This is a genomic window from Gemmatimonadaceae bacterium, from assembly GCA_019637355.1.
Lineage (GTDB): Bacteria > Gemmatimonadota > Gemmatimonadetes > Gemmatimonadales > Gemmatimonadaceae > Pseudogemmatithrix.
The window spans coordinates 2,345,115-2,367,299 of sequence record JAHBVT010000001.1 but is presented as its reverse complement, the minus strand read 5'-3'; the positions used below and the strand labels follow the sequence as shown (position 1 = coordinate 2,367,299).

At 67.4% G+C, this 22,185-nt stretch carries 15 protein-coding genes; 7 read left to right on the top strand and 8 right to left on the bottom strand.

From position 1 onward, the window contains the following. Positions 1–18: 18 nt before the first annotated feature. The 4 genes from KF689_10870 to KF689_10855 all read left to right on the top strand — a co-directional run bounded on the left by KF689_10870 (position 19) and on the right by KF689_10855 (position 7,679). Positions 19–3,348, top strand: a complete 3,330-nt coding sequence (locus KF689_10870; protein MBX3133873.1) for a SusC/RagA family TonB-linked outer membrane protein — start codon at positions 19–21, stop codon at positions 3,346–3,348. Positions 3,349–3,403: 55 nt separating this feature from the next. Then, a complete protein-coding gene (locus tag KF689_10865; GenBank protein MBX3133872.1) occupies positions 3,404–5,053 on the top strand; it encodes a hypothetical protein in 1,650 nt (549 codons plus the stop codon). A 564-nt stretch (positions 5,054–5,617) separates the two neighbouring features. Further along, entirely contained in the window at positions 5,618–6,679 is a 1,062-nt protein-coding gene (locus tag KF689_10860) for a DUF4397 domain-containing protein (protein MBX3133871.1), read from the top strand. Positions 6,680–6,806: 127 nt separating this feature from the next. Further along, positions 6,807–7,679 (top strand): carboxypeptidase regulatory-like domain-containing protein, encoded by an 873-nt coding sequence (locus KF689_10855; protein MBX3133870.1) that lies wholly within the window; start codon positions 6,807–6,809, stop codon positions 7,677–7,679. A gap of 22 nt (positions 7,680–7,701) precedes the next feature. Here KF689_10855 and KF689_10850 read toward each other — a convergent pair whose 3' ends face one another. The 5 genes from KF689_10850 to dnaE are packed head-to-tail and all read right to left on the bottom strand — an operon-like array spanning position 7,702 to position 15,902. Then, positions 7,702–8,661, bottom strand: coding sequence for a M23 family metallopeptidase (locus tag KF689_10850; protein MBX3133869.1), 960 nt, complete (start codon positions 8,659–8,661; stop codon positions 7,702–7,704). Positions 8,662–8,714: 53 nt separating this feature from the next. Continuing rightward, complete coding sequence (gene metG, locus KF689_10845; GenBank protein ID MBX3133868.1) at positions 8,715–10,256, bottom strand: methionine--tRNA ligase; 1,542 nt, start codon at positions 10,254–10,256, stop codon at positions 8,715–8,717. A 2-nt stretch (positions 10,257–10,258) separates the two neighbouring features. Further along, positions 10,259–11,449, bottom strand: coding sequence for a hypothetical protein (locus tag KF689_10840; GenBank protein ID MBX3133867.1), 1,191 nt, complete (start codon positions 11,447–11,449; stop codon positions 10,259–10,261). Beyond that, complete coding sequence (locus tag KF689_10835) at positions 11,446–12,411, bottom strand: acetyl-CoA carboxylase carboxyltransferase subunit alpha (GenBank protein MBX3133866.1); 966 nt, start codon at positions 12,409–12,411, stop codon at positions 11,446–11,448. Before KF689_10835 ends, KF689_10840 begins: the two co-directional genes overlap by 4 nt. Positions 12,412–12,413: 2 nt before the next feature. Further along, complete coding sequence (dnaE, locus tag KF689_10830; protein MBX3133865.1) at positions 12,414–15,902, bottom strand: DNA polymerase III subunit alpha; 3,489 nt, start codon at positions 15,900–15,902, stop codon at positions 12,414–12,416. A gap of 139 nt (positions 15,903–16,041) precedes the next feature. On the opposite strand from dnaE, the gene KF689_10825 reads away from it, so the two are divergent. Continuing rightward, positions 16,042–17,100, top strand: a complete 1,059-nt coding sequence (locus KF689_10825) for an aminopeptidase (protein MBX3133864.1) — start codon at positions 16,042–16,044, stop codon at positions 17,098–17,100. 34 nt (positions 17,101–17,134) lie between these two features. On the opposite strand, the gene KF689_10820 is transcribed toward KF689_10825, so the two are convergent. Further along, a complete protein-coding gene (locus KF689_10820) occupies positions 17,135–19,222 on the bottom strand; it encodes an ATP-dependent helicase (protein MBX3133863.1) in 2,088 nt (695 codons plus the stop codon). Positions 19,223–19,341: 119 nt separating this feature from the next. Between KF689_10820 and KF689_10815 the strand changes: the two genes are divergently transcribed. Continuing rightward, positions 19,342–19,581, top strand: a complete 240-nt coding sequence (locus KF689_10815; protein ID MBX3133862.1) for a type II toxin-antitoxin system prevent-host-death family antitoxin — start codon at positions 19,342–19,344, stop codon at positions 19,579–19,581. Next, the gene (locus KF689_10810) at positions 19,578–19,964 is read left to right on the top strand and encodes a type II toxin-antitoxin system VapC family toxin (protein MBX3133861.1); all 387 of its coding nucleotides are present in this window, start codon (positions 19,578–19,580) and stop codon (positions 19,962–19,964) included. The genes KF689_10815 and KF689_10810 overlap by 4 nt, the downstream gene beginning before the upstream one ends. Positions 19,965–19,979: 15 nt before the next feature. Here the strand turns inward: KF689_10810 and lipB are convergent, their stop codons facing one another. Then, positions 19,980–20,720, bottom strand: coding sequence for a lipoyl(octanoyl) transferase LipB (lipB, locus tag KF689_10805; GenBank protein ID MBX3133860.1), 741 nt, complete (start codon positions 20,718–20,720; stop codon positions 19,980–19,982). Between the two features lie 18 nt (positions 20,721–20,738). Next, positions 20,739–22,142, bottom strand: coding sequence for a dihydrolipoyl dehydrogenase (lpdA, locus tag KF689_10800; protein MBX3133859.1), 1,404 nt, complete (start codon positions 22,140–22,142; stop codon positions 20,739–20,741). Positions 22,143–22,185: the final 43 nt, after the last annotated feature.

Here is a 22,185-nt window from a genome sequence, read left to right as displayed (position 1 = left end):
GAAACCCCTTCACGAGGTATGCTCATGCTGGGACGGAACGGGATGCGGAGGCTCGGCGCCTCCATCCTCGCGCTGCTCCTCTCAGTGTCCACTGCCCAGGTCGCGTCGGCGCAGCAAGCCGCGACGATCACTGGCCGTGTGACTGCTGAGGGCGGACAGCCGCTCTTCGGTGCCAACGTGACGATCGAGGCGCTTGCGATCTCGGTCGGCACGAACGAAGAGGGCCGGTACACGATGGCGATTCCTGGTGCCCGCGTTCGCGGCCAGCAGGTTCTGCTTCGGGTCCGGTCCTTCGGGTATGTACCCGAGCAGAAGACGATCACGCTCGAGGGCGGGTCCCAGTCGCACGACTTCTCGCTCCGTCAGGACGTGAACCGCCTCAGCTCGGTCGTCGTGACCGGCGTGACGGCGGGCACGGAGATCAAGAAGCTGCCGTTCACGGTGGCGCAGGTCTCGGCGGAGGATATGCCGGTGCCGGGTTCCAACCCGCTGTCGCAGATCCAGGGCAAGGTGCCGGGCGCGAACATCGTGTCGTCATCGGGCCGCCCGGGTGCCGCGCCGGCCGTCATTCTGCGTGGCCCCCAGTCGATTAACGGGCAGGACCGCGGTCAGGACCCGCTGTACATCATCGACGGCGTGGTCTCGCAGGGTGGTATGCAGGACATCAACCCGCAGGACATCGAGAGCGTCGAGGTCGTGAAGGGTGCGGCCGCGTCCTCGCTGTACGGGTCGCGCGCTGGTAACGGCGTCATCCAGATCACGACCCGCTCGGGCCGCAACGCCGGTGAAGGCGTGCGCTTCCGGACGCAGGTCGAGTATGGCGCGTCGAATATGGAGAACGAGTACCAGTATCCGAAGACGCACTATATGACGATGGATCCCACCTTCCAGCGCTTCTGCACGGTCCAGACGGGCCAGGGCGATTGCGCGCGGACGGTGGACCTCGAGGCCGAGGCGTACCGCATCAACGACCAGGGCGACGACTTCGCGCTCCCGCCCCAGCAGATCCTGAACGACAACGGCATCGGCATCGTGATCAACCAGGCGCGTGCGCGCGGTCTCTTCCAGACTTCGCCGTTCCCGCGTTCGTACAACCCGGTGCGTGAGTTCCTGACGAACGGCCAGAACTACAACCTGACGGCGGATGCGACGGGCCGCGTGGGCCGCACGAACTTCTTCGCCTCGGGCAACCAGTTCTTCCAGGAAGGCGCCGTGCAGTATATGCGGGGTTACACCCGCAACTCGGTGCGCCTGAACGTCGACCAGACGATGGCCAACGCCTTCAGCTTCGGCGTTCGCACCAACTATTCCGACGCGACGGACTACAACACTGCCGGCAGCTGGTTCCGTGTGACCCGTCAGCCGGCGAACGTCGACCTGCTGCGCCGTGATTCGCGCGGCCGACTCTTCATCCGCTCGGTGGTCGTAAACCAGGGCGGGCAGAACCAGAACCCGGCGTATGACTCGGAGAACTTCCAGCCGTACAACGAGATTGGCCGCTTCATCGGGCAGGTCACCTCGCGCTGGCAGCCGCTCTCGTGGATGGACGCCGAGGCCAACTTCGGCTATGACGGCCGGACCAACCACCAGTTCTCGCAGCAAGATCGCGGGTACCGCACGACCGGCCCGTCGAACGTCAACTTGGGGCTCAGCCGGCGCTCGACGAACACGTCGTATTCCATCAACTCGTCGCTCGACCTGACCGGCCGTCGCAGCTTCCTCCAGGACGCCCTCTCGACGCGTCTCTCGCTGCGCTACCTGTTCGAGGCCCAGAGCGCGCGCGGCTTCAACACGGGCGGCGACAACATCGTGGTGCCGGACCTGTATGACCCGGACGCGACGATCCAGAACTTCACTTACGGCGGCAACTCCGAAGACGTGCGCCAGATCGGTATGTTCGCGAACCTGGACGTGGACTACCAGGGCCGCTACATCGCCAGCGCGCTCGTGCGTCGTGACGGCGCCTCGCTCTTCGGTGCCGCCAACCGCTGGCAGACCTACGGCCGCGGCTCGTTCGCGTGGCGTGCGTCGGAAGAGTCTTGGTTCAACCTCGACCAGATTTCGGACCTGAAGTTCCGCGCCTCGTTGGGCCAGGCGGGTAACCGTCCGAACTTCCAGGCGCAGTACGAAGTGTTCACGATCGGCGCCGGTGGCGTGCTGAACCCGAACCAACTGGGTAACCGCAACCTGCGCCCTGAGGTCTCGACGGAGCTGGAGATCGGCTTCGATCTGGAGCTCTTCAGCAAGTACGGCCTGACAATCACGCAGTCGACCAACACCATCCGGGACCAGATCCTCCCGGTGCCGCCGCCGGCGGCCGCTGGTTTCGGTACGCAGTGGCTGAACGCGGGCGAGTTGCAGAACAAGACCTTCGAAGCCTCGCTCAATATGCCGCTGGTGCAGACCCGCGATCTCTCGTGGTCGGCGCGCGTGATCTATGACCGCACCACCTCGACGATCACCAAGCTCAACGTCCCCGAGTACTTCGTGAGTGCCGCAAACGAGCAGGGCACGGGTACGATGTTCAAGATCGTCGAGGGCGGTGGACTCGGCGAGATTTACGGCCGCGAGTTTATGCGCAACTGCCGTATGATGCCGGCGACCTTCCAGACGCGTTGCGGCCCGGGCCGTGAGTACCAGGTCAACGATATGGGCTTCGTCGTCTACGTCGGCAACGGCAACACGCTCGGCGAGGGCATCACGAAGAACCTGTGGTTCACGTCGATTCCGACGGCGGATCATCCGTACGGCCTGGCCGACCAGAGCTGGGGCCTGCCGATCCTGGTCCGTGACAACACGGGTGTGCCGCTCAACGTGCTCGGCAGCGCGCTGCCGGACTTCCGCTGGTCGTTCTCGCAGAACCTGAGCTACAAGCGCTTCTCGGCCTTCCTGCTGTTCGACGCGACGGTGGGCAAGTCGGTGTGGAACGAGGCACGCCAGTGGTCGACGGGTGACTTTATGCACCGCACCAACGACCAGGGTGGCCGGACGATTTCGACGGCGAAGCCGATCGGCTACTTCTTCCGCGCTAACTTGGCGGGTGGTTCGACGGGCATCGGCGGTCTGTATGACGTGCTCGGCCCGAACAACCTGACGGTTGAGGACGCCAGCTTCGTGAAGCTCCGCGAGCTCTCGCTCGGTTACCGCATCGGCCGCCTGGCCGGTGTCGGCGACTGGAACGTGTCGCTCGTGGGCCGCAACCTGATCACCTTCAGCGACTACACGGGCTTCGACCCGGAAGTGGGCGTTGGCGGTGGTGCGCTGGGCTCGGGCGTGCTGAATGCGGTTGACGCGTTCGGCTTCCCGAACTTCCGGACGCTGTCCATCCAGATCAGCACCAGCTTCTGACGGCGCGTGGGGCCGGGAAGTCCCCGGCCCCACGAACCCCACCTAGAGGAATACAATGCGTAAGACTTTCCTGCTCGGCGGTGCCGTCGGCGTGATGGCCTTGAGCGCCTGCGGTGAACTGCTGAACGTGAAGAACAACAACAATCCGGACGTGGCGCGTGCCTACGCCACGGTCGATGGCGTCGAAGGCGTCATCGCCGGCCTCGGTGCCGGTCTGTACAACCTCAACGGGCAGCGCGGCAACGAAGGCGTGAACACCCAGAGCAAGGTTCTCTCCGGAGAGTCGATGACCTCGGTGAACAACTTCGGTGGTGCGCCTCGCTCGGCGATTCCGAGGGCGCCCATTTCCAACTCCCTGGGTAACGACATCCAGGTCGGCAATCGGGCGCAGTTCCAGAACTTCTCGGTGCTCTCGCGCACGGCGTCCAACGCCATCGCGGCCGTGGAGCGTCTGGCGACGCCGCCGGGCGTCGGTCTCGGGTCGGTGTCCCGCACGCAGCGCGCCCGGGCGTTCGGGTACTTCGTTCTCGGTCAGGTTCTGGGCAATCTCGCGGCGGCGTATGACTCGGCTGCGATCGTGACCCCGGCGACGCCATCGGCCGAGATTCCGGGGCTCTCCGGATATGCGGACGTGAACGTGGCGGCCGTCGCGATGATGGACTCGGCGCTCGCGGCAATCGCGGCGTCAGGCGGATTCACGTTGCCTGACACCTGGCTCTCGAGCCCGGGCTGGAGCAGCGCCGAGTTCACCAAGCTGGTCCGCTCGGTGCGGGCGCGCGTCCGCGTCGGCGCGGTCCGCAATGCCACCGAGGCGGCGGCAATCAACTGGACCGCGCAGCGTGATGACGGCCTTGCCGGTCTCACGGCCGACTTCATCCAGAACGTCGGTGGCACCACCGGCTGGACCGGCGGGTATCACACGGTCCAGTCGTACGTGGCCAGCACCTGGGCTTGGGCCCCGATGTACTACTACGGGATGGCGGACGTGTCGGGTCGCTACGACGCCTGGCTGGCGGCGCCGCGGCCGACGCGTGCGCAGTTCCTCGTCGAGACTCCGGATACACGTTGGCCGCAGGGTGCCACGCGCGCGGCGCAGCAGGCTGAGGCGCCGCAGATTACCGGTACGCTGTTGCCGGCCGGCCGGTATATGCGCAACCGCCCGACCGGTGAAGATCCGCCGGCGGACGGCTGGGGCCAGTCGATGTACGACCACCGCCGCTGGGGCTTCATCCGTGAGAACGTGAACACGGGCGCCTTGGTCGAGATGGACCGCTCGGAGCCCGCCCTGTACGCCGCCGAGGCCTATATGATGCTCGGTGACTACGTGTCGGCGGCGCCGCTGATTGACATCAGCCGCGAAGCACACGGCCTGCCGGCACTGGCCGGTGTGGTGGCGAACGGGACTGATCCGGTGCCGGGTGGCACCGACTGCGTGCCGCGCGTGCCGACGGGACCGAACTACACCTCGACTGCCTGCGGCAATATGTTCGAGGCGATGAAGTACGAGTACCGTATGGAGACGGCGTGGACCGGGTTTATGGCGTGGTTCCGGGCCCACCGCCGCTGGAACGATATGATTGAAGGGACGCCGCTGGAATGGCCGGTCCCGTACCAGGAGATGCAGGCGCGGCAGAAGCCGTTCTATGACGGCTCGATGCTCGCCGGTGTCAGCACCTACCGCTTCGGGAATGGCGCGGACAGGTAAGCCTCTCGCTTTCGACGGCCGGCGCCGCCCGATGGGGCGCCGGTTCGTCGGGGCAGTGTGCCTGCTTGGGCTCGTCTTCCAAGCCGGGTGCTACAGGTATCTCCCGCTGCAGTCGGAGTTGCCCCAGACGGCTGAAGCAAAGGTCATCTTGAATGAGCGGGGGCAGCTCCAGATGGCTGATGGGATGGGCCCGTTCGTCGAGTCGGTCGAAGGAGTTCTCGCAGGTGAGGACAGTGCAGCCGTCCGGCTGAAGGTGAGCCGGGTGATGTATGTCCGCGGGGGCTCTGCGATGTGGTCGGGAGAATCGGTCTCGATTCCCAAGGATGGCATCTTGGGATTCCAGGGCCGGGAGTTGTCCAAGCAGCGCAGTTGGCTCTTGGCTGGTGCGACGGTTGCCGTCGTGGCCTACTCCATCCTGAACACGAGCCTCGATGTTTTCGGGAATTCGGGTACGGAGCCCTGTACGGGTCCGCACTGCGGTGACAACTCTGCGCTTCGGCCGTAACAACGTATCGCGACGGCCAGCGTTCCCTTGATCTGCACTTCACACGGAGTCTAAGACTCATGCGATTTGTTCGAATCTCTCTTCTCGCGGCGCTGTCGGTCGGCGCTCTCGCGTGCTCGGAGCCGGATACCGGCCCGTTCATCGCGAAGGTCCCGCCGACGGCGATCGTGCGCTACATCAACGCGCTCCCGGACACGTTCTCAACGACGGTCCGCTGGATCGACGATATCGAGTTCACCCCGCAGACCTTCGTGGGCGTGGCCTTCCGCGAGTATGGCCAGGGCGGGTGGCAGGGCTTGAAGGCGGGTAACCGTCGCTTCCGGGTCTTCACGTACCAGCAGAACACGAACAACTTCCCGGTCGCGGGTAACACGACGGTCCTCGCGGACACGACGTTCAACTTCGAGGCGGGCAAGTACTACACCATCCTCCACACCGGCTTTACGCGGACGGGTTCACTCCCGGCGGCGGAGCTCCGGATCTTCGAGGATGAGCCGCCGGCCCAGCCTGCGGCTGGCACGCTGCTGCGTGTGTACAACCTCGCGTACGGCATCTCGTACGATTTGTATATGGGCACGCGCACGGAGGCGATGGACACCGTTGTCACCTCGGTGGACACGACGATCACCACGGACACGACCTACACGGTCGCTCCGGGCAACGCCAGCGTGGACACGACCATCACGGTTGATACTTCGATCGTCATTAACCGCGTCATCACGTCCAAGGATGCGAACATCGTCCGCCCGCCCGCGGCTGGCGGCGACACGATGATCTACCTGCCGGCTCAGGTCGGCACGCTGATCGCCTCGGGTGCTCCGGCATCCGCCGGTACCGTGGTCTTGCCGTATACGGCGCGTCCGTCAGCTCAGTTGGCTGGACGTCTGACCGCAGCGGGCTCACTGGTTACGAGGGGCGTACGCGTCCTCGCCCCGACTGGCTTGGCCGAGACGGCTGACTTCGAGGCCGCTGGCGGCACGAATATCACCGGTTCCGTCCTGACGGCGTGGGTGTTCCCGCGCAAGACGGCGGGTTCGTTCAACTCGACTGCGGTCGCCCAGACCCGTGCGTCGATTCTCTTCACGATTGACCGCTCGCCGGCACGCACGATCGCGCCATAAGCGAGTTGTTGGACCAGTAGACTGTCAGCGGCCGTCGACCTTCCGGTCGGCGGCCGCTGACGCTTCGTCCCACCGCGCCTTGCGCCTCACGCCTAGGTTCCGCAATGTGAGGGTGCATACACTCCGGATGACCATTTCCCCAGCCACCCTGCGGCCCGCGTTTCGGGCCCTCGCGCAAGCTTCCGTGCTCTGCGCGATGCTGGTGGGTGCGCCCTGGGCGGAAGCACGGGCGCAGGTCATCCGCGGGACCGTCCTGACGATGGACACCGAGTTGCCAATCCCCAGCGCTGAGGTCACGGTCCGGGACTCGATTGGCCGACCCCTCGGGATGGCCACCACGAATGCAGTCGGCTACTTCGTCATCCGCCTTCGGGAGCGCAGCCCCTTCAGCGTCCACGCGCGCCGGCTCGGGTTCCGAAGCGCCGACACCGAGCTGCTCCGGGTCTCGGCCGACACCGTCAGCCTGCAGTTCCAGATGGCGGAGGTGGCGCTCGAGGCTGACGCGGTGACGGTTACGGGGATGGCGGAACTGAACGCCGCCCGCTTGGCCGAGGCTCAGCGACGCGGCTGGCGCGTCTACGAGCCGGAGATGGTAGCGCAACACCGCAATCGCGCGCGCGACTTCCACGAGCTCCTGCGCTCCATCGGGGCGGCGAGCCTCGTGATGCCGCGTTCACACCGCGACTGCGTACGCAGTATGCGTACCAACAAGTGCGTTACCTACGTCGTGGACGGGCAGGTCCTCGGCCCTGACGCATACATTCTGCCGTCGGACGTGTACTTCTTCGCGGTGCTGTCGCCATCCCAGTCGCAGGTGATGTATGGCAACCGTGCGATGGACGGAGCAGTGGCAGTGTTCACGCGCCAGCGCGGCGATCGCTACGACCAGAGCCAACTGCCGCCGAATATGCGGCAGCCGGAGCGCCCTGCCGCGGGGAGCGCGACGCCGGCCGCGGCACCCGCCACGCCGCCAGCTCCGGCCCCGACGCGTCGCCCCTAACGCGCCGCGGCGTTCAACGCCCTCAGGGAGCGGACTCGGGCAGCACGTAGGTGAGCGGATCCACGGGCTTGCCGTTCACGTGAATCTCGTAGTGCAGGTGCGGCGCCGTCGACAGGCCGGTGGATCCCACGGCCGCAATCAGCTGGTTGCGCGTGACCTGCTGGCCGGTGCGCACCGCCACGCGCGAACAGTGCGCGAACTTGGTGCGGATGCCGTTGCCGTGGTCAATCTCGACGACGAGGCCGAGTCCGCCTTGCACCCCGGCGTGTACCACTTTCCCGGCGGCCGGCGCGACGATCGGCGTCCCCGTCGGGGCCGTGACGTCGATGCCTTCGTGCGGGCGGTTCTCGTGTAGGATCGGGTGGAAGCGGCTGCGCGTGAACTGGCTGGAGAGCCAGCCCGCCGTCGGCATAATGCTCGGCAGGTTGGCGAAGCGCCGGTAGTTGGCCTCCAGCGTGTCCGAGACGTCGCGGAAGCCGCTCGCCAGCGCGGTGGCGCGGGTGATCAAGCCATCGATGTCCGGGCGCGCAGACCAGCCGAGGCGGCCGGCGAAGGGGCGCCGACGCCCGCCGGTCAGCCCGCTGGCGTCGGCGAGATTCGCGACGGCCGGTCCCACCACCTGGACCTCGGCGCCGTCCACGGGCTCGATCGACGGGGCCCGCGATTCGGCCGGGAGTCCCGCCAGCATCCGCATCTGCATCTCGCGCTCGGCGATGACGCGCAGCGTGTCATCGAGGATGCGGAAGCGGGCCTCGACCATCGCAATCTCGTCCTGCAGGGCCGCGTTCTGCGCCGCCACCAAGCGGGCGCCTGGCGTGCCCCAAGGGGAGAAGAGCACGAAGATCGCGCCGGCGACCAAGAGCCCGCCGACTGCGGCGCTCCAGCCGAGCGCACGGAAGGTCCACGCCGGCACCTCGTAGGTGCGGGCGGCTTCGTTGCGCGGGGGGACCAATACGACGGTCCAGCGACGGCGGCTCGGCATCCCGCGTAATCTAGGGGACGCGGGTGGTCCCATCCACCCGAAGAAAGTCCGAGTTACGCCGCGGGCTTCGTGGGCTCTGGGCGGGGAAAGAGGCCTTCACCCTTGGCGACGTGCCAGCCCGTGCAGTCCAAGTGGTCGGCCTGCTCAAAGGACGTCTCCGCTGCGCTTCCGGGGCCGCCCAGGGCCTCCCAGAGCTCCTCGGCCTTGCCCGGCATCACCGGGGCGAGGTACACCGCTTGGCGGGCCAGCTGGCGCACCAGCGCGGCCAGCACACGCTCCAGCTCCAGCCGGTTGGCGGGGTCCTTGGCCAACACCCAGGGCTTGGCCTCCTGGATCGCCAAGTTGGCCCGCGTGATGGTGCGGAAGATGGCCTCCAGCACCTCGTGCAGCAGGTAGCCGCGTGAGCCGTCCACGGCGGCGCGGGCGGCGGCGAGGTCGCGGCGGTCCTCGGTGTCGGTAGGGCCGAAGGCCCCGTTGGGCACGACGCCCTCGCAGTACTTCTCAACCATCGCGATGGTGCGGCTGGCAAGATTGCCGAGGCCGTTCGCCAGCTCGGCGGTGTACACGGCCTCGAAGCGCTCCCACGAGAACGCGCCGTCGCCGTCGAAGGGCACGTCGCGCAGCAGGTAGTAGCGGAAGGCATCGGTACCGAAGCGCTCCAGCGCCTCGGACAGTTCGAGCTTGACGCCCGCACTCTTGGAGAAGCGTTCCCCGCCCAAGGAGATGAACCCGTGCGCCCAGACCCGCTCCGGCAGCGGGAGGCCCGCCGCCATCAGCATCGCCGGCCAGATGACCGTGTGGAAGCGCGTGATGTCCTTGCCGATGACGTGGACGCTGGCGGGCCAGCTGGCTTTGGACTCCGGGAAGAACTGCGCCGTCCAGTAGTTGGGCAGGGCATCGAACCACACGTAGGTGGTCTGCACCTCGCCGTCGCTGAGCGGACGGGGGAAGGGCACGCCCCACTCGAAGCGCGCACGGCTGGCCGAGATGTCGTCGAGGCCTTCCGCGAGCAGCGCGAGGATCTCGTTGCGGCGCGACGCAGGCCGGAGGAACTCGGGGTGCGCGGTGAAGTGCGCCTTGAGCGCTTCGGTGTAGCGCGAGAGGCGGAAGAACCAGTTGCGTTCGGTGACTTCTTCCAGCGTGCGCGTCGGGTGCAAGGCGCAGCGGCCCTCCACGACGTCTGCCGGCTGCTTGAAGCTCTCGCAGCCCACGCAGTAGAGCCCGGTGTAGCTGCGCTCGTAGAAGTCGTCCGGGCTGTTGGCGAAGATGCGCTCCAGCAGGTCCTTCACCGCGGCGTGGTGCTCGGCGGCCGAGGTGCGCATAAACTGGTCGTGCGAGATGGCGAGGCGCTGCCACATCGCGGCGAACTTCCCGGCGATGCCGTCCACGAAGGCCTTCGGCGCGAGGCCGGCCTTCTCTGCCGTCTGCGCGACCTTCTGGCCGTGCTCATCCATTCCGATGAGGAACCAGACTTCGTGGCCCATCTGGCGATGGAAGCGGCAGATGGCGTCAGCGCCGATCTTCTCGAGGGCGTGGCCGAGGTGCGGCTCGCCGTTGGCGTAGTCGATGGCGCAGGTGAGGTAGAAGCGAGCCACGGTCAGGCGTCGGTGCTGGGGGGAGCGGCCGGTCCGCCGCGCCCGCGTCGGCCACCGCGGCGCCCGCGACGGCGGCGACGCTTGCGTTCGGCGTCGTCGCCCGGGGCGTTGGATTTCTCGGCGGCACTTGGCGTGGCCGGGCTCGATGCGCTCGGCGCGTCGTCGGTGTCCACTGTCGCTTCGGACGCGTCGGGTTCGCCGTCGATGTCGCCTTCGCTCTCGCCGTCGACTGCACCGACCTCGGCGCCGACTGTGGTCTCGTCGTCGTCCCGAGCCTCGGCGCGCTGCAGGGCGATGAGGGTTCCGGACGCGGCGGCAGCCTCCTCCTCGCCAGGCACCACGCCGGGCGCGGTTTCCTTGCGCAGTTGCGCCAGCGGGATCGTGCGGTGCTCGCCTTCGGCCGTGCGCAGCGTGACGAGATCGCGGAAGATGTCGTTGCTGACGATCTTTTCCTCGCCGACGGCCGTCGTGATAATCTTGCCTTCCTTCGGGAAGCGTCGGCGCGCGGCGACGTAGAACTCGTGCTCGTGCCGCAGGCAGCACATCAGGCGGCCGCAGGTGCCGGAGATCTGCGAGGGATTGAGCGTCGAGAGCCGCTGGTCCTTGGCGGAACTGGACTTCACCGGGCGTAGCTCGGGTAGCCAGGAGGCCGAGCAGAACTGGCGGCCGCAGCGGCCGATGCCGTCGAGGCGCTTGGCCTCGTCGCGCACGCCGATGTGCCACATATGCACGCGGGTGGAGAAGCGACGCTCGAGCCGGCGCACGAGTTCTCGGAAATCCACGCGATCCTCGGCCGTGAAGTAGCAGGTGAGCTTGCGGCGGTCCCACTGCCATTCGGTGTCGCTGACTTTGAGGTCGAGCTTGAGCTCGCGGGCGAACTCGATGGCGGCCTTGCGCACGGCGTGCTCGTCGGCGCGCAGGCGCACGGCGCGGTCGACTTCCTCCGGCTTGGCGATGCGCACCAGCTTCGGCAGCTCCTTGGGGGAGGCCTTGCCGTGCGTGGTGCCGGCCTTGCGCTTCTCGGCGAGTTCGCCGGTGCTATAGACGCGGCCGAGGTCCTCGCCGCGTTCGACGGCGACGATGACCGCGGTCTTGGACGGTGGCGGGGATTCGCCGCCCCACTGGTAGAAGGCGCGCCGGTTCCCCTTGAACTCCACCTCGACCACGTGGGTCGCGACAGCGGCGGCGGTCACTCGGTGAAGGCGCCCATCTTGAGGTACTTCTCGCGGCGACGGCGTACGAGCTTATCCGGCTTGAGTCCGCGCAGCTCATCGAGGTTGCGCACCAGCGCGTCGTGCACGGCCTTGGCGGTCGCGGCGTGGTCCGCGTGCGCGCCGCCCGCCGGCTCGGGCACGATCTCGTCGATGATCTTGAGGTCGAGCAGGTCGGGCGCCGTGATCTTGAGCGACTGCGCCGCCTTCTCGCGCATCTCGACGCTCTTGCCGTCCTTCCACAGGATGGCCGCGCAGCCCTCGACGGTGATTACGGAGTACACCGAGTTCTCGAGCATCAGGATCTTGTCGGCGACGCCGAGCGCCAACGCGCCGCCCGAGCCGCCTTCGCCGATGACGATGGCCACCAGCGGCACTTCCAGCGTGCTCATCTCGAAGAGGTTGCGGGCGATGGCCTCGCTCTGCCCGCGCTCCTCGGCGCCGAGTCCGGCCCAGGCGCCGGGCGTGTCGATCATCGTGATGATCGGCACGTGAAACTTGGCCGCCAGCTTCATCAGGCGCAGCGCCTTGCGATAACCCTCGGGGTGGGGCATCCCGAAGTTGCGATGCAGGTTCTCCTTGGTGTCGCGGCCGCGCTGGTGGCCGATGACCATCACGGTCTCGCCGTCGAGACGGGCCCAGCCGCCCACGATGCTCGGGTCGTCGCGGAAGGCGCGGTCGCCGTGCAGCTCGATGAAGTCGCTGAACGCCAGTCGCAGGTAGTCCAGCGTGAACGGGCGGCGCGCCGAACGCGCCACCTGCACCCGCTGCAGCGGCGACAGGTTGCGATAGACCTCACGCCGCATCACGCCGAGCTTCTCTTGAAGCGGCGCGAGCTGCTGCGAGACGTCGAGCTTCTGCTCTTCGGCGACCTTGCGGACTTCCTCGATCTGCTTCTCGAGTTCGGCCAGCGGCTTCTCGAACTCCAGGGCGGAGGTACCCATCGTCAGCTCCCGCGCACGAGGCGCACCCGCTCGGGACCCAGGAGGGAGCGGAGCTCCAGCAGGGCCGGGCCGGCGGTAGACAGCTTCAGGGAGCGCGACCTCAGGCGGGCCGGGCTCCCATCAGGACCCTTCCAACGTAGCTCCAAGGGGGCCGAACCGGGATGGGCCTCGGCGACGGCCCGGACGTCCCGCATCACGTCGACGGGAAGGCCGGCGTCGGGATCCAGTTCCAAGGAGACCGTAAACTGGCCCGTGGCACGGAGTTCGGCGAGCCGGGTGAGTCCCTCGACGATGAAGGTCGGGTTGTCGGCCCCTTGGTCCCGGCGCCCGTAGGCGCCCTTGATGAGAACGGGCACGTCGGTGAGCACCCGGTCGGACAGCGCCGCCCAGGCCTCCGGGAACACCAGCAGCTCGGCCGAGCCGGAGAAGTCCTCGACCGTGAGCCGCGCGAACTCGTTGCCGGACTTCTTGGAGATCTGCCGCTTCACCGCCGTGATGACGCCGGCGAGGGCCATCGGCTCCGGGCTCCAGGTCCCCAGTTGGTTCACCGTGTGCGTCGCCAGCAGCTCGCACTCGGCGCGGAACGGTTCCAGCGGGTGGCCGGAGATATAGAAGCCGAGGATGGCCTTCTCCTGCGTCAGCCGCTCGCTCTCGCTGAACTCCTTGACGTTCGGCAGCGTGGGGACGATCGACGCGCTGGGTGACTCGCTGGGGTCGCCGCCGAGCTCACCGAAGAGCGAGCCCTGCCCCGTCGCGATCTCCGCCTGGGCGAGCGAGGCGTGCTGCATCGCGCCGTCGAGGGCCGCGAGGAACTGGGCGCGGTGGCCGGGCAGGTTGTCGAGCGCACCGGCGTGGATCAACGCCTCGAAGACGCGCTTGTTGCAGACGCGCAGGTCCACGCGCTCGCAGAGGTCGTACAGCGACGCGAACGGCTTCTCATTGCGCGCCGCGATGATGCTCTCGGCGGCCGAGTGGCCCACGTTACGGATGGCGCCGAGGCCGAAGCGAATGCGCGTGTCGCCGACGACGGTGAACTTCCAGCCCGACTCGTTGACGTCGGGTGCGAGGATCTCCAGGCCGAGGTCGCGGGCCTCGTTGATGTACTTCACGACGGCGTCGGTGTCGCCGATGCTGGCCGAGAGCACCGCCGCCATAAACTCCGGCGCGTAGTGCGTCTTGAGGTAGGCGGTGTGGTACGAGAGGATCGAGTAGGCGACCGAGTGCGACTTGTTGAAGCCGTAGCGGCCGAAGGTCTCGATCTGCGCGGCGATGTCGTCGATGACCTTCGGCGGGAAGCCGTTGGCGACGGCCTTGGTGGTGAACTTGCCGAGCTCGGCCTGGATCAGCGCCACGTCCTTCTTGCCCACCGCCTTGCGCAGCACGTCGGCTTCGGCGAGCGAGATGCCGGCCAGGCGCTGCGCGATGCGCATCACCTGTTCTTGGTAGGTGATGACGCCGTAGGTGGGCGCGAGGATCTCCTCGAGCTCGGGGAGCTGGAAGGACACCGGCTCCTCGCCCTTCTTGCGGCGCTGATAGACCTTGTGCATCCCGGCGTCGAGCGGGCCGGGGCGCATCAACGCGTTGGAGGCGACGAGGTCGTCGAAGCGGTCGGCGCGCATCCCGCGCACCATCTCGGTGGCCAGCGGCGACTCGAACTGGAACACGCCGGCGGTGCGCCCGGCGCGCAGCTGGCGGTAGGTGGCCTCGTCGTCCAGCGGGAGGGCGTCGAGGTCGATCGCCACGCCGCGGCGGTCCTTGATCGCCTTCACCGCGTCGGTGAGGATGGTCAGCGTCGTCAGGCCGAGGAAGTCCATCTTGAGCATCCCGGCCTTCTCGAGCGCGACCATATCGTACTGCGTGACGACGACGCGTTCCTCGTTGCCCGAGCCGGAGCCCTTGGACTCCTGCGTGCAGACGGGGACGTACTCCTCGAGCGGGCCCGGCGCGATGACGATGCCGGCGGCGTGCACGCCGGCGTGGCGCGAGAGGCCTTCGAGCGAGATGGCGAAGTCGAAGAGCTGTGCGTGCCGCTCATCCTGCTCGTAGAGCTTGCGGACCTCCGGGACCTTCTCGATGGCCTCGGCCACCGTGAGCGAGAAGTTGGGCTGATTGGGAATCAGCTTGGCGATGGCGTCTGTCTCCGCGGGGGAGAATCCGAGAACGCGACCCACGTCCTTGATGCAGGCGCGGGACTTCAGCGTCCCGAAGGTGATGATCTGGCCGACGGAATCGCGCCCGTACTTGTCGCGGACGTACTCGATGACCTCGCCGCGGCGCTCTTCGCAGAAGTCCACGTCGATGTCGGGCATCGAGACGCGTTCTGGGTTCAGGAAGCGCTCGAAGAGCAGGTCGAACTTGAGCGGGCAGACGTTGGTGATGCCGGTCGCGTAGGCGACGAGCGATCCGGCGGCCGAGCCGCGGCCGGGCCCGACGGGGATGCCACGGTCGCGTGCGGCCTGGATGAAATCCGCGGTGATGAGGAAGTAGCCCGCGTAGCCGGTCTTGGTGATGACCCCGAGTTCGTAGTCGAGGCGCTCCTGCACGTCCTTCGGGAGCGGGTCGCCGTAGCGTTGCTTGGCGCCGTCGGTGGCCAGCTTCACCAGGAATTCGTTCTCGCTGCTGACGCCGGCGGGCAGCGGGAACGAGGGCACGTAGTACTTCTTGTCGAAGACGATGTCGACGGCGTCGGCGACCTTGAGCGTGTTCTCGAGGACGTCCGGGCGGCCCTTGAAGTGCGCGGCGATCTCCGGCGCGCTCTTGAAGTAGAGGCCGCGGTCGTAGCGCATCCGATCGGCGTCGAGGCGGTCCTTCTTGAGGCCGATGCAGAGCAGCACGTCGTGCGCGTCGTGGTCGTCGGCCTTCAGGAAGTGCGCGTCGTTCGTCGCGACGACGGGGAGATTCATCTCCTCGGCCAGCTTGAAGATCAGCTTGTTGAGCTTCTGCTGCTCGCCGGCCTCGTGGGCCTGCACCTCGAGGTGGTAGCGGTCCTTGAAGACCTCGGCGTACCAAGCGGCGACGGCCTTGGCGTCGTCGTAACGGTCTTCGAGGAGGTGCTGGGCGACTTCGCCGGCCATACAGGCCGAGGAGACGATGAGGCCGGAGTTGTGCCGGGCAAGCAGCTCGCGGTCCACGCGCGGCTTGCCGTAGAAGCCCTCGGTGTAGCCCAGCGAGGAGAGCTTGACGAGATTGCGGTAGCCTTCGAGGTCGCGGGCGAGGAGGACGAGGTGGTAGTAGTTCTTCTCGCCGGCGGCGGCGCGGGAGCGGTCGCGGCGGTCGCCACGGGCGACGTAGGCCTCCATCCCGATGATCGGCTTGACCTTGGCCTTGCGGGCCTTTTCCTGGAAGTCCCAGGCGGCGTGGAGGTTGCCGTGGTCGGTGATGGCGAGGGCGGGTTGTTCGAACTCCTGGGCCCGGGCGATCAGGTCGTCAATCCGGTTCGCTCCGTCGAGGAGGCTGTACTCGGAGTGCGTGTGGAGGTGGACGAAGCTCATTGACGGGGAATCTAAGGCTTTGTGGTCTCGCTTGGTGGGAGAAGGGAGAGGGAGAGGGGGGTGACGGCGGGGAGACGGGAGAGGGGAGATGGTTGGGAGAGGGGACGAGGGTAACCGCTATATTCTACCGTTCTACGCAATGCGAATTACGCGCTGGCGTGATGTGCTGCGATGGGGTTTGCGGGGGCTCGGGGCGCTGACGGCGTTCGGGCTCCTGTTGCTTGTGGTCACGCCGCTGGGGCGATACCTGCTGCGCGCGGGTTATGAGGAGGCGCGCATCCTGTTGGCGCGGCGGCGGATCGAGGCGATGGTCGCGGACTCCGCCGTGGACGGCGCGACACGGGCGAAGCTACAGTTGGTGCTGGAGGCGCGGGCGTTTGCGGTGGACTCGCTGGGGCTGCCGGCGGGGGAGACGTTCACGCGCTTCACGCAACTGCGGTCGGACACGCTGGTGCTGCTGCTCTCGGGGGCGCGGGCGGACTGGCTGGAGCCAGTGCTGTGGCGCTTTCCGCTGGTGGGACGGCTGCCGTACAAGGGGTTCTTCCGGCCTGCCGATGCGCTCGCGGCCGAGGCGGCACTCCGCGCGCGCGGGTTCGACACCTACCTGCGGCCGGCCTCGGCGTTCTCGACGCTGGGCTGGTTCAACGATCCGTTGCTCTCGACCACGCTGGCGCAGGACTCGGTGAATCTCGTGAACACGGTAATCCACGAGCTCACGCACAATCGCTACTTCGCCTCGGGCGAGGCGACGTTCAACGAGAGCTTTGCGAACTTCGTCGGCGCACGGGGCGCGGAGGCATTCTTCCGGGCGCGCGGGGATACGCTCAATGCCCGCAGGGCCGTCGCGCGCTGGGCGGACGACCGTCTCTTGGCGGCATTCTGGGGGCAACTGTATCGCGGCCTGGACTCGGCGTTCCGTGCACATCCCGGGGACGCGCTGCGCGCGCGTCGTATTGCGCTGCGCGACTCGACGTACGCAGCGGCGCGCCGCACGCTGGTGGACTCGCTGGCGCCGCTGTGGATGACGATCGCGCCGCGGTATGCGGAGCGTGTGCCGCTCGACAACGCGGCGTTGTTGGCGCGCCGCGTGTACTTGTCGGACCTCGAGGCATTCGAGACAGATTGGCAGGCGCAGGGGCGTGACCTCCGCCGAACGATTGACGCGCTGATTGCCGCGCATCGTGCAAGATTCGACTGAGCCGGCTCACCCTCGCCTATACAGCGGCGTGCGGCTAGCTGGCGTCGCCGCCGAAACGTCCGCGCAGCAGCGCGCGCAGGTCGACTTCGGGCGCCACTGACGCGTCGGTGCTGGGCGCCGGCTCGACGGTCGCCTGCAGGGTCACGCGTTGGAACGCCTTCCGCACGCCACGATCGATGAAGCGACTCACCTGGTCCAGCGAGTAATCGGCGCCGCGCCGCGTGTCGTACACGTTGAGCGGATAGCTCACGGCGAGATGATTCCGCGCGCGGGTCATCGCCACATACATCAAGCGGCGCTCTTCCTCGATCTCGTCGTCGCTGCCGAGCGCGCGGGCCATCGGGAACCAGCCGTCCACGGCCCAGATGACGAACACCGCATCCCACTCGCGGCCCTTGGCGCTGTGGGCGGTAGAGAGGATCAGCGTGTCGTCCTCGGCGTCGGCACCGAAGCCGAGGTCGCTGGTGGCACTGGGCGGTTCGAGGGCGAGGGCGCTGAGGAAGCTGCCGCGGTCGGGGTAGCCGCCGGCGATGGTCTGCAGTTGGTCGAGGTCGGACAGCCGCGGCTCGACGCGGTCGTATCGCTCGCGCAGGATGTCGTCGTAAAGGGCGCGCACGCGGACGATCTCCCGCCCGACGCGACCGTCCTCGTCGTCGGAGCCGGCGCGGAGGTCGGCGAGCAGGCGCACGAGCGCCGCGTGGGCCTCCCGGGCGCGTGGCGGCGGCGTGAAGCGGCCGAAGGACTCGTGGCTCCACGCGAGCTCGGCCATCGACTGCACCGCGTTGCGCGCCGTGACCTCGCCGATGCCCGGCATCAGCAGCAAGAGGCGGTACCAACTGACCTCGTCGCGCGGATTCTCGAGCACGCGCAGGAAGGCCAGCACGTCCTTCACGTGCGCGGCCTCGAGGAACTTGAGGCCGCCCCACTTGTCGAACGGGATGTTGCGCGCCGTGAGCTCGATCTCGAGGTCGGCGCTCATATATCCGGCGCGGAACAGCACCGCCATCTCGCGCAGCGGGATGCCCTGCTCGTGCAGCTCGAGGAGGCGGTCGACGACGAAGCGCGTCTGCTGCTGCTCGTCCTGCGCGGTGACCAGCCAGGGCTTCTCGCCGCCGCTGCGCTTGGTGTACAGCTCCTTGCTGAATCGCTCCTCGGCTCGGCTGATCAGCAGGTTGGTCGCATCGAGGATGGGCTGCGTGCTGCGGTAGTTCTCCTCGAGCGTGACCGTGCTCGCGCCGTGATACTCGCGCGGGAAGTCGAGGATGTTGCGGATCGTCGCGCCGCGGAAGGCATAGATGCTCTGCGCGTCGTCGCCGACGACCGTGATGTTGCGGTGCAGGCGGCACATTCCCTTGAGGATGCGCGACTGCAGGACGTTGGTGTCCTGGTACTCGTCCACCAGGATGTGGTCGTAGAGACCGGCGACCTTGTCGGCGACGGCGGGTGCGTTCTCGAGCAGCAGCGCCCAGTAGAGCAGCAGGTCATCGTAGTCGACGAGGTCGCGCTGCTGCTTGCGCTGCGTGTAATCCGCGAACACTCGGGCGAACTCGTCTTCGAACTCGACGAAGCGCGGATACTCCTCGCGCAGGATGGCGCCGACCGGGATATCGGTGTTGATGTGGCGCGAGTAGACGTGGTGCAGCGTCTCCTTCTTCGGGAAGCGCTTCGTCTTGTCGCCCAGGCCCAGCGCCGTGCGCGAGAGTCCCATCAGGTCCTCGGCGTCGGACTGGTCGAGGATCGTGAAGTCGCCGGGCAGGCCGCCCTCGGGGCCGAAGCGCCGCAGGAGGCGATGCGCCGTGCCGTGGAAGGTTCCGCCGTGCACGCTGCGGCTGGCGTGCCCGACCAGCTTCTCGGCGCGCGCGAGCATCTCCTGTGCGGCGCGGCGGGTGAAGGTGAGCAGCAGGATCCGCGACGGCGGGACGCCGCGCTCGATGAGATGTGCGACGCGATACACCAGCGTTCGCGTCTTGCCTGTTCCCGCACCCGCGACGATGAGCAGCGGGCCGTCGGCGTGCGTGGCGGCCTGATGCTGGGCGACGTTCAGCTCCGCGGCGAAGTCGACGCTACGCTGCGGCTCGGCGCGGCGTTCGCGGGGCGGGTAGGGCCGTGGGTCGCTGCTCATCGGACCCTGAATATATCCCGAAGCGGAGCCGGGCGACGGTCCTCGAAACGGAGTGCTTGCATCGGCGGGGAAACATTAGTTAGTTTAAAGGACTTAGTTTATCTAGTCAAGGAGGGAATATGTTGATCATCAATATTCACGAGGCAAAGACGCACCTGTCGCGGCTCATCGAGGCGGCGGTGCGGGGTGAACCCTTCGTCATTGCCAAGGCAGGCAAGCCGCTGGTCAAGGTTGCCGCGCTTGGCGCGCCTGCCGCACCGACGCGTCTCGGGTTCCTCGAGGGAAGCATTAGCGTGCCGGAGGACTTCGACCGGATGGGCGAGGCGGATATCGCGTCGCTGTTTGGGGCGCAGGGATGAAGTTCCTGCTCGACACGCAGCTACTGCTTTGGAGCGCCGGGCAGCCGCGGCGCCTCACGCGGGCGGCGCGGGCCCTCATCGCGGCACCGGAACACGAGCTGATGTTCAGCGCGGCCAGCATCTGGGAAATCGCCATCAAGTGCTCGCTTGGGCGCGATGACTTCCGTGCAGAGCCCGGCGTGCTCCGGCGCGCCCTCGTCGACAACGGCTATGCGGAGTTACCGGTCACAGGGGCCCACGCGGCGCGGGTGTTGGAACTGCCGATGCTCCACAAGGATCCGTTCGACCGGATGCTGCTTGCCCAGGCCTTGGTGGAAGGCGTGACGTTGTTGACTGGGGACAAGCTGCTGGAGCGGTACGGGGGTCCGGTCCGCGTGGTCTGATCGCGCGCGCTTGACTCAGCCTCGGTCGAGCGATTCGACGAGCTGTGCCGTGCGCGCAAACACCTCGCCAAAAGCGCGGATAGTGGATTGCCGTACCTCGTCGCCCAGCGCGGGCGATGGCGCGCGGCAAAGCCCGCGCTCGCTGCGCTCGAGCAGCTCACGCTCGACCGACGTCATATCCACGCCGGGCAGTCCGCAGGGCACCATCAGGTCGAAGTAGCTCAGGTCGGTCGTGACGTTGAGCGCGAAGCCGTGCCAGGTCACCCACTGCCGCGCGTGTACGCCGATGCTGGCGAGCTTGCGTGCCGCGCGCAGCTCCGCGCCGGATGCGTCACGCAGCGGTTGCGTCCAGATGCCGGTCTTCTTCTCGACGCGTTCGGCGACGATGCCGAACGGTGCCACGGCGCGAATCAACACTTCCTCGACCTGCCGCAGGTACCAGTGCAGGTCGAGCTTGTGCTCGTTAAGGTCCACGATTGGATACCCGACGAGCTGGCCCGGCCCGTGGAAGGTGACGTCGCCGCCGCGCTCCACCTCGAACAGCTCCACGCCCCGCGCCGTGAGCAGCTCGGGCGTGAACAGCAGGTTCTCCTGCTTGGTGCTGCGCCCGAGCGTCACCACGGGCGGGTGCTCGACGAGCAGGAGCACGTCCTGCGGGATCTCCTTGCTGATCCGCTTGGCGGCCACCTCGCGCTGGAACGACAAGGCCTCCGCATAGCTGCGGAGGCCGAGGTCGTACACCAGGAAATCCTTCACGAGTCGAATGCGGCGCGCTTACGCGTGCAGCATCTTGCCCATCGAGTCGAGCACCGCCTCGGCGATGGCTTCGCTGAGCGTCGGGTGCGCGTGGATGGCGAGGTCGATCTCCTCCACGGTGTACTCGTTCTCGCGGGCCACGGCGATCTCGTGGATGAGCTCGGTGGCGTGCGCCCCACAGATATGCGCGCCGAGGATCTCGCCGTGCTTCTCGTCGCGGATCACCTTCACGAAGCCCTCGGTCTCGCCGCTGGTACGGGCGCGGCCGTTCGCCGAGAAGGGGAACTTGCCGATCTTGTACTTGATGCCCTTCTCCTTGACTTGCGCCTCGGTGAGTCCGATGCTGGCGACCTCGGGGTGGCAGTAGGTGGCGTTCGGGATGTTGCCGTAGTTCACCGGGTGGTGCTTGTGTCCGGCGATGATGTCCGCGACGACGTGGCCTTCGCGCGAGCCCTTGTGGGCCAGCATCGGCGGGCCGGCGACGTCGCCGATCGCGTACACGCCCTTGGCCGTGGTCTCGAACCTGTCGTTGATCTTGATGAAGCCGCGCTCGGTGGTCTGCACGCCGGCTTCCTTCAGGCCGATGTTCTCGATGTTCGGCGCGCGGCCGGCGGCCACGAGCACCACGTCGAAGGTCATCTCCTTCTTCTCGCCGCCGGCCTCGACGGGGATGGTCACGTCCTTCTTGCCCTTCTTCACGGTGCCGAGCTTGGCGCCCGTGATGACCTCGATGCCGCGCTTCTTGAAGGCCTTCGCGAGCTCGGCCGAGCAGTCCTCGTCCTCGACGGGCAGGATGCGCGGCATCACCTCGAGCAGCGTGACCTTGGAGCCGAAGGCGTTGAACACGTCGGCGAACTCGCAGCCCACCGCGCCGGCGCCGATGACGGCCATCGTCTTGGGTGCGTGGTCAAGTGTCAGCGCCTCGTCGGACGAGAGGATGAGCGTCTTGTCCAGCTCGAGACCGATCTGCGGCAGGCCCTTCACGCGCGAGCCCGTCGCGATGACCACGCCCTTCGTCGCGGTGTGCGTCTCGGACTTGCCGTCAGCGCCGGTGACCTTCACCGACTTGTTGGCGCCGAGCGTGCCGGTGCCCTTGAGCCAGGTGATCTTGCTGCGCTTGAACAGGAACTCGACGCCCTTGGAGTTCTGCGCCGAGACCTGGCGCGAGCGCTTCATCGCGACGCCATAGTCGAGCGTGACTTTCTCGGCGGTGACGCCGAACTCCTTGCCCTTTGCGACCTTCTGCGCGATGGACGCGGCTTCGAGCAGCGCCTTGGCCGGGATGCAGCCCCAGAGCACGCAGGTGCCGCCGAGGCCTTCGCGCTCGACGACGCCGACGTTGAGGCCGAGCTGGGCGCCGCGGAGGGCGGCGACGTAGCCGGCGGGGCCGCCGCCGAGGACGAGCAAATCAAACTGAGCCATGTGTGTATACCGGACGGATGACGGATGACGGAAGCTTGTTCGG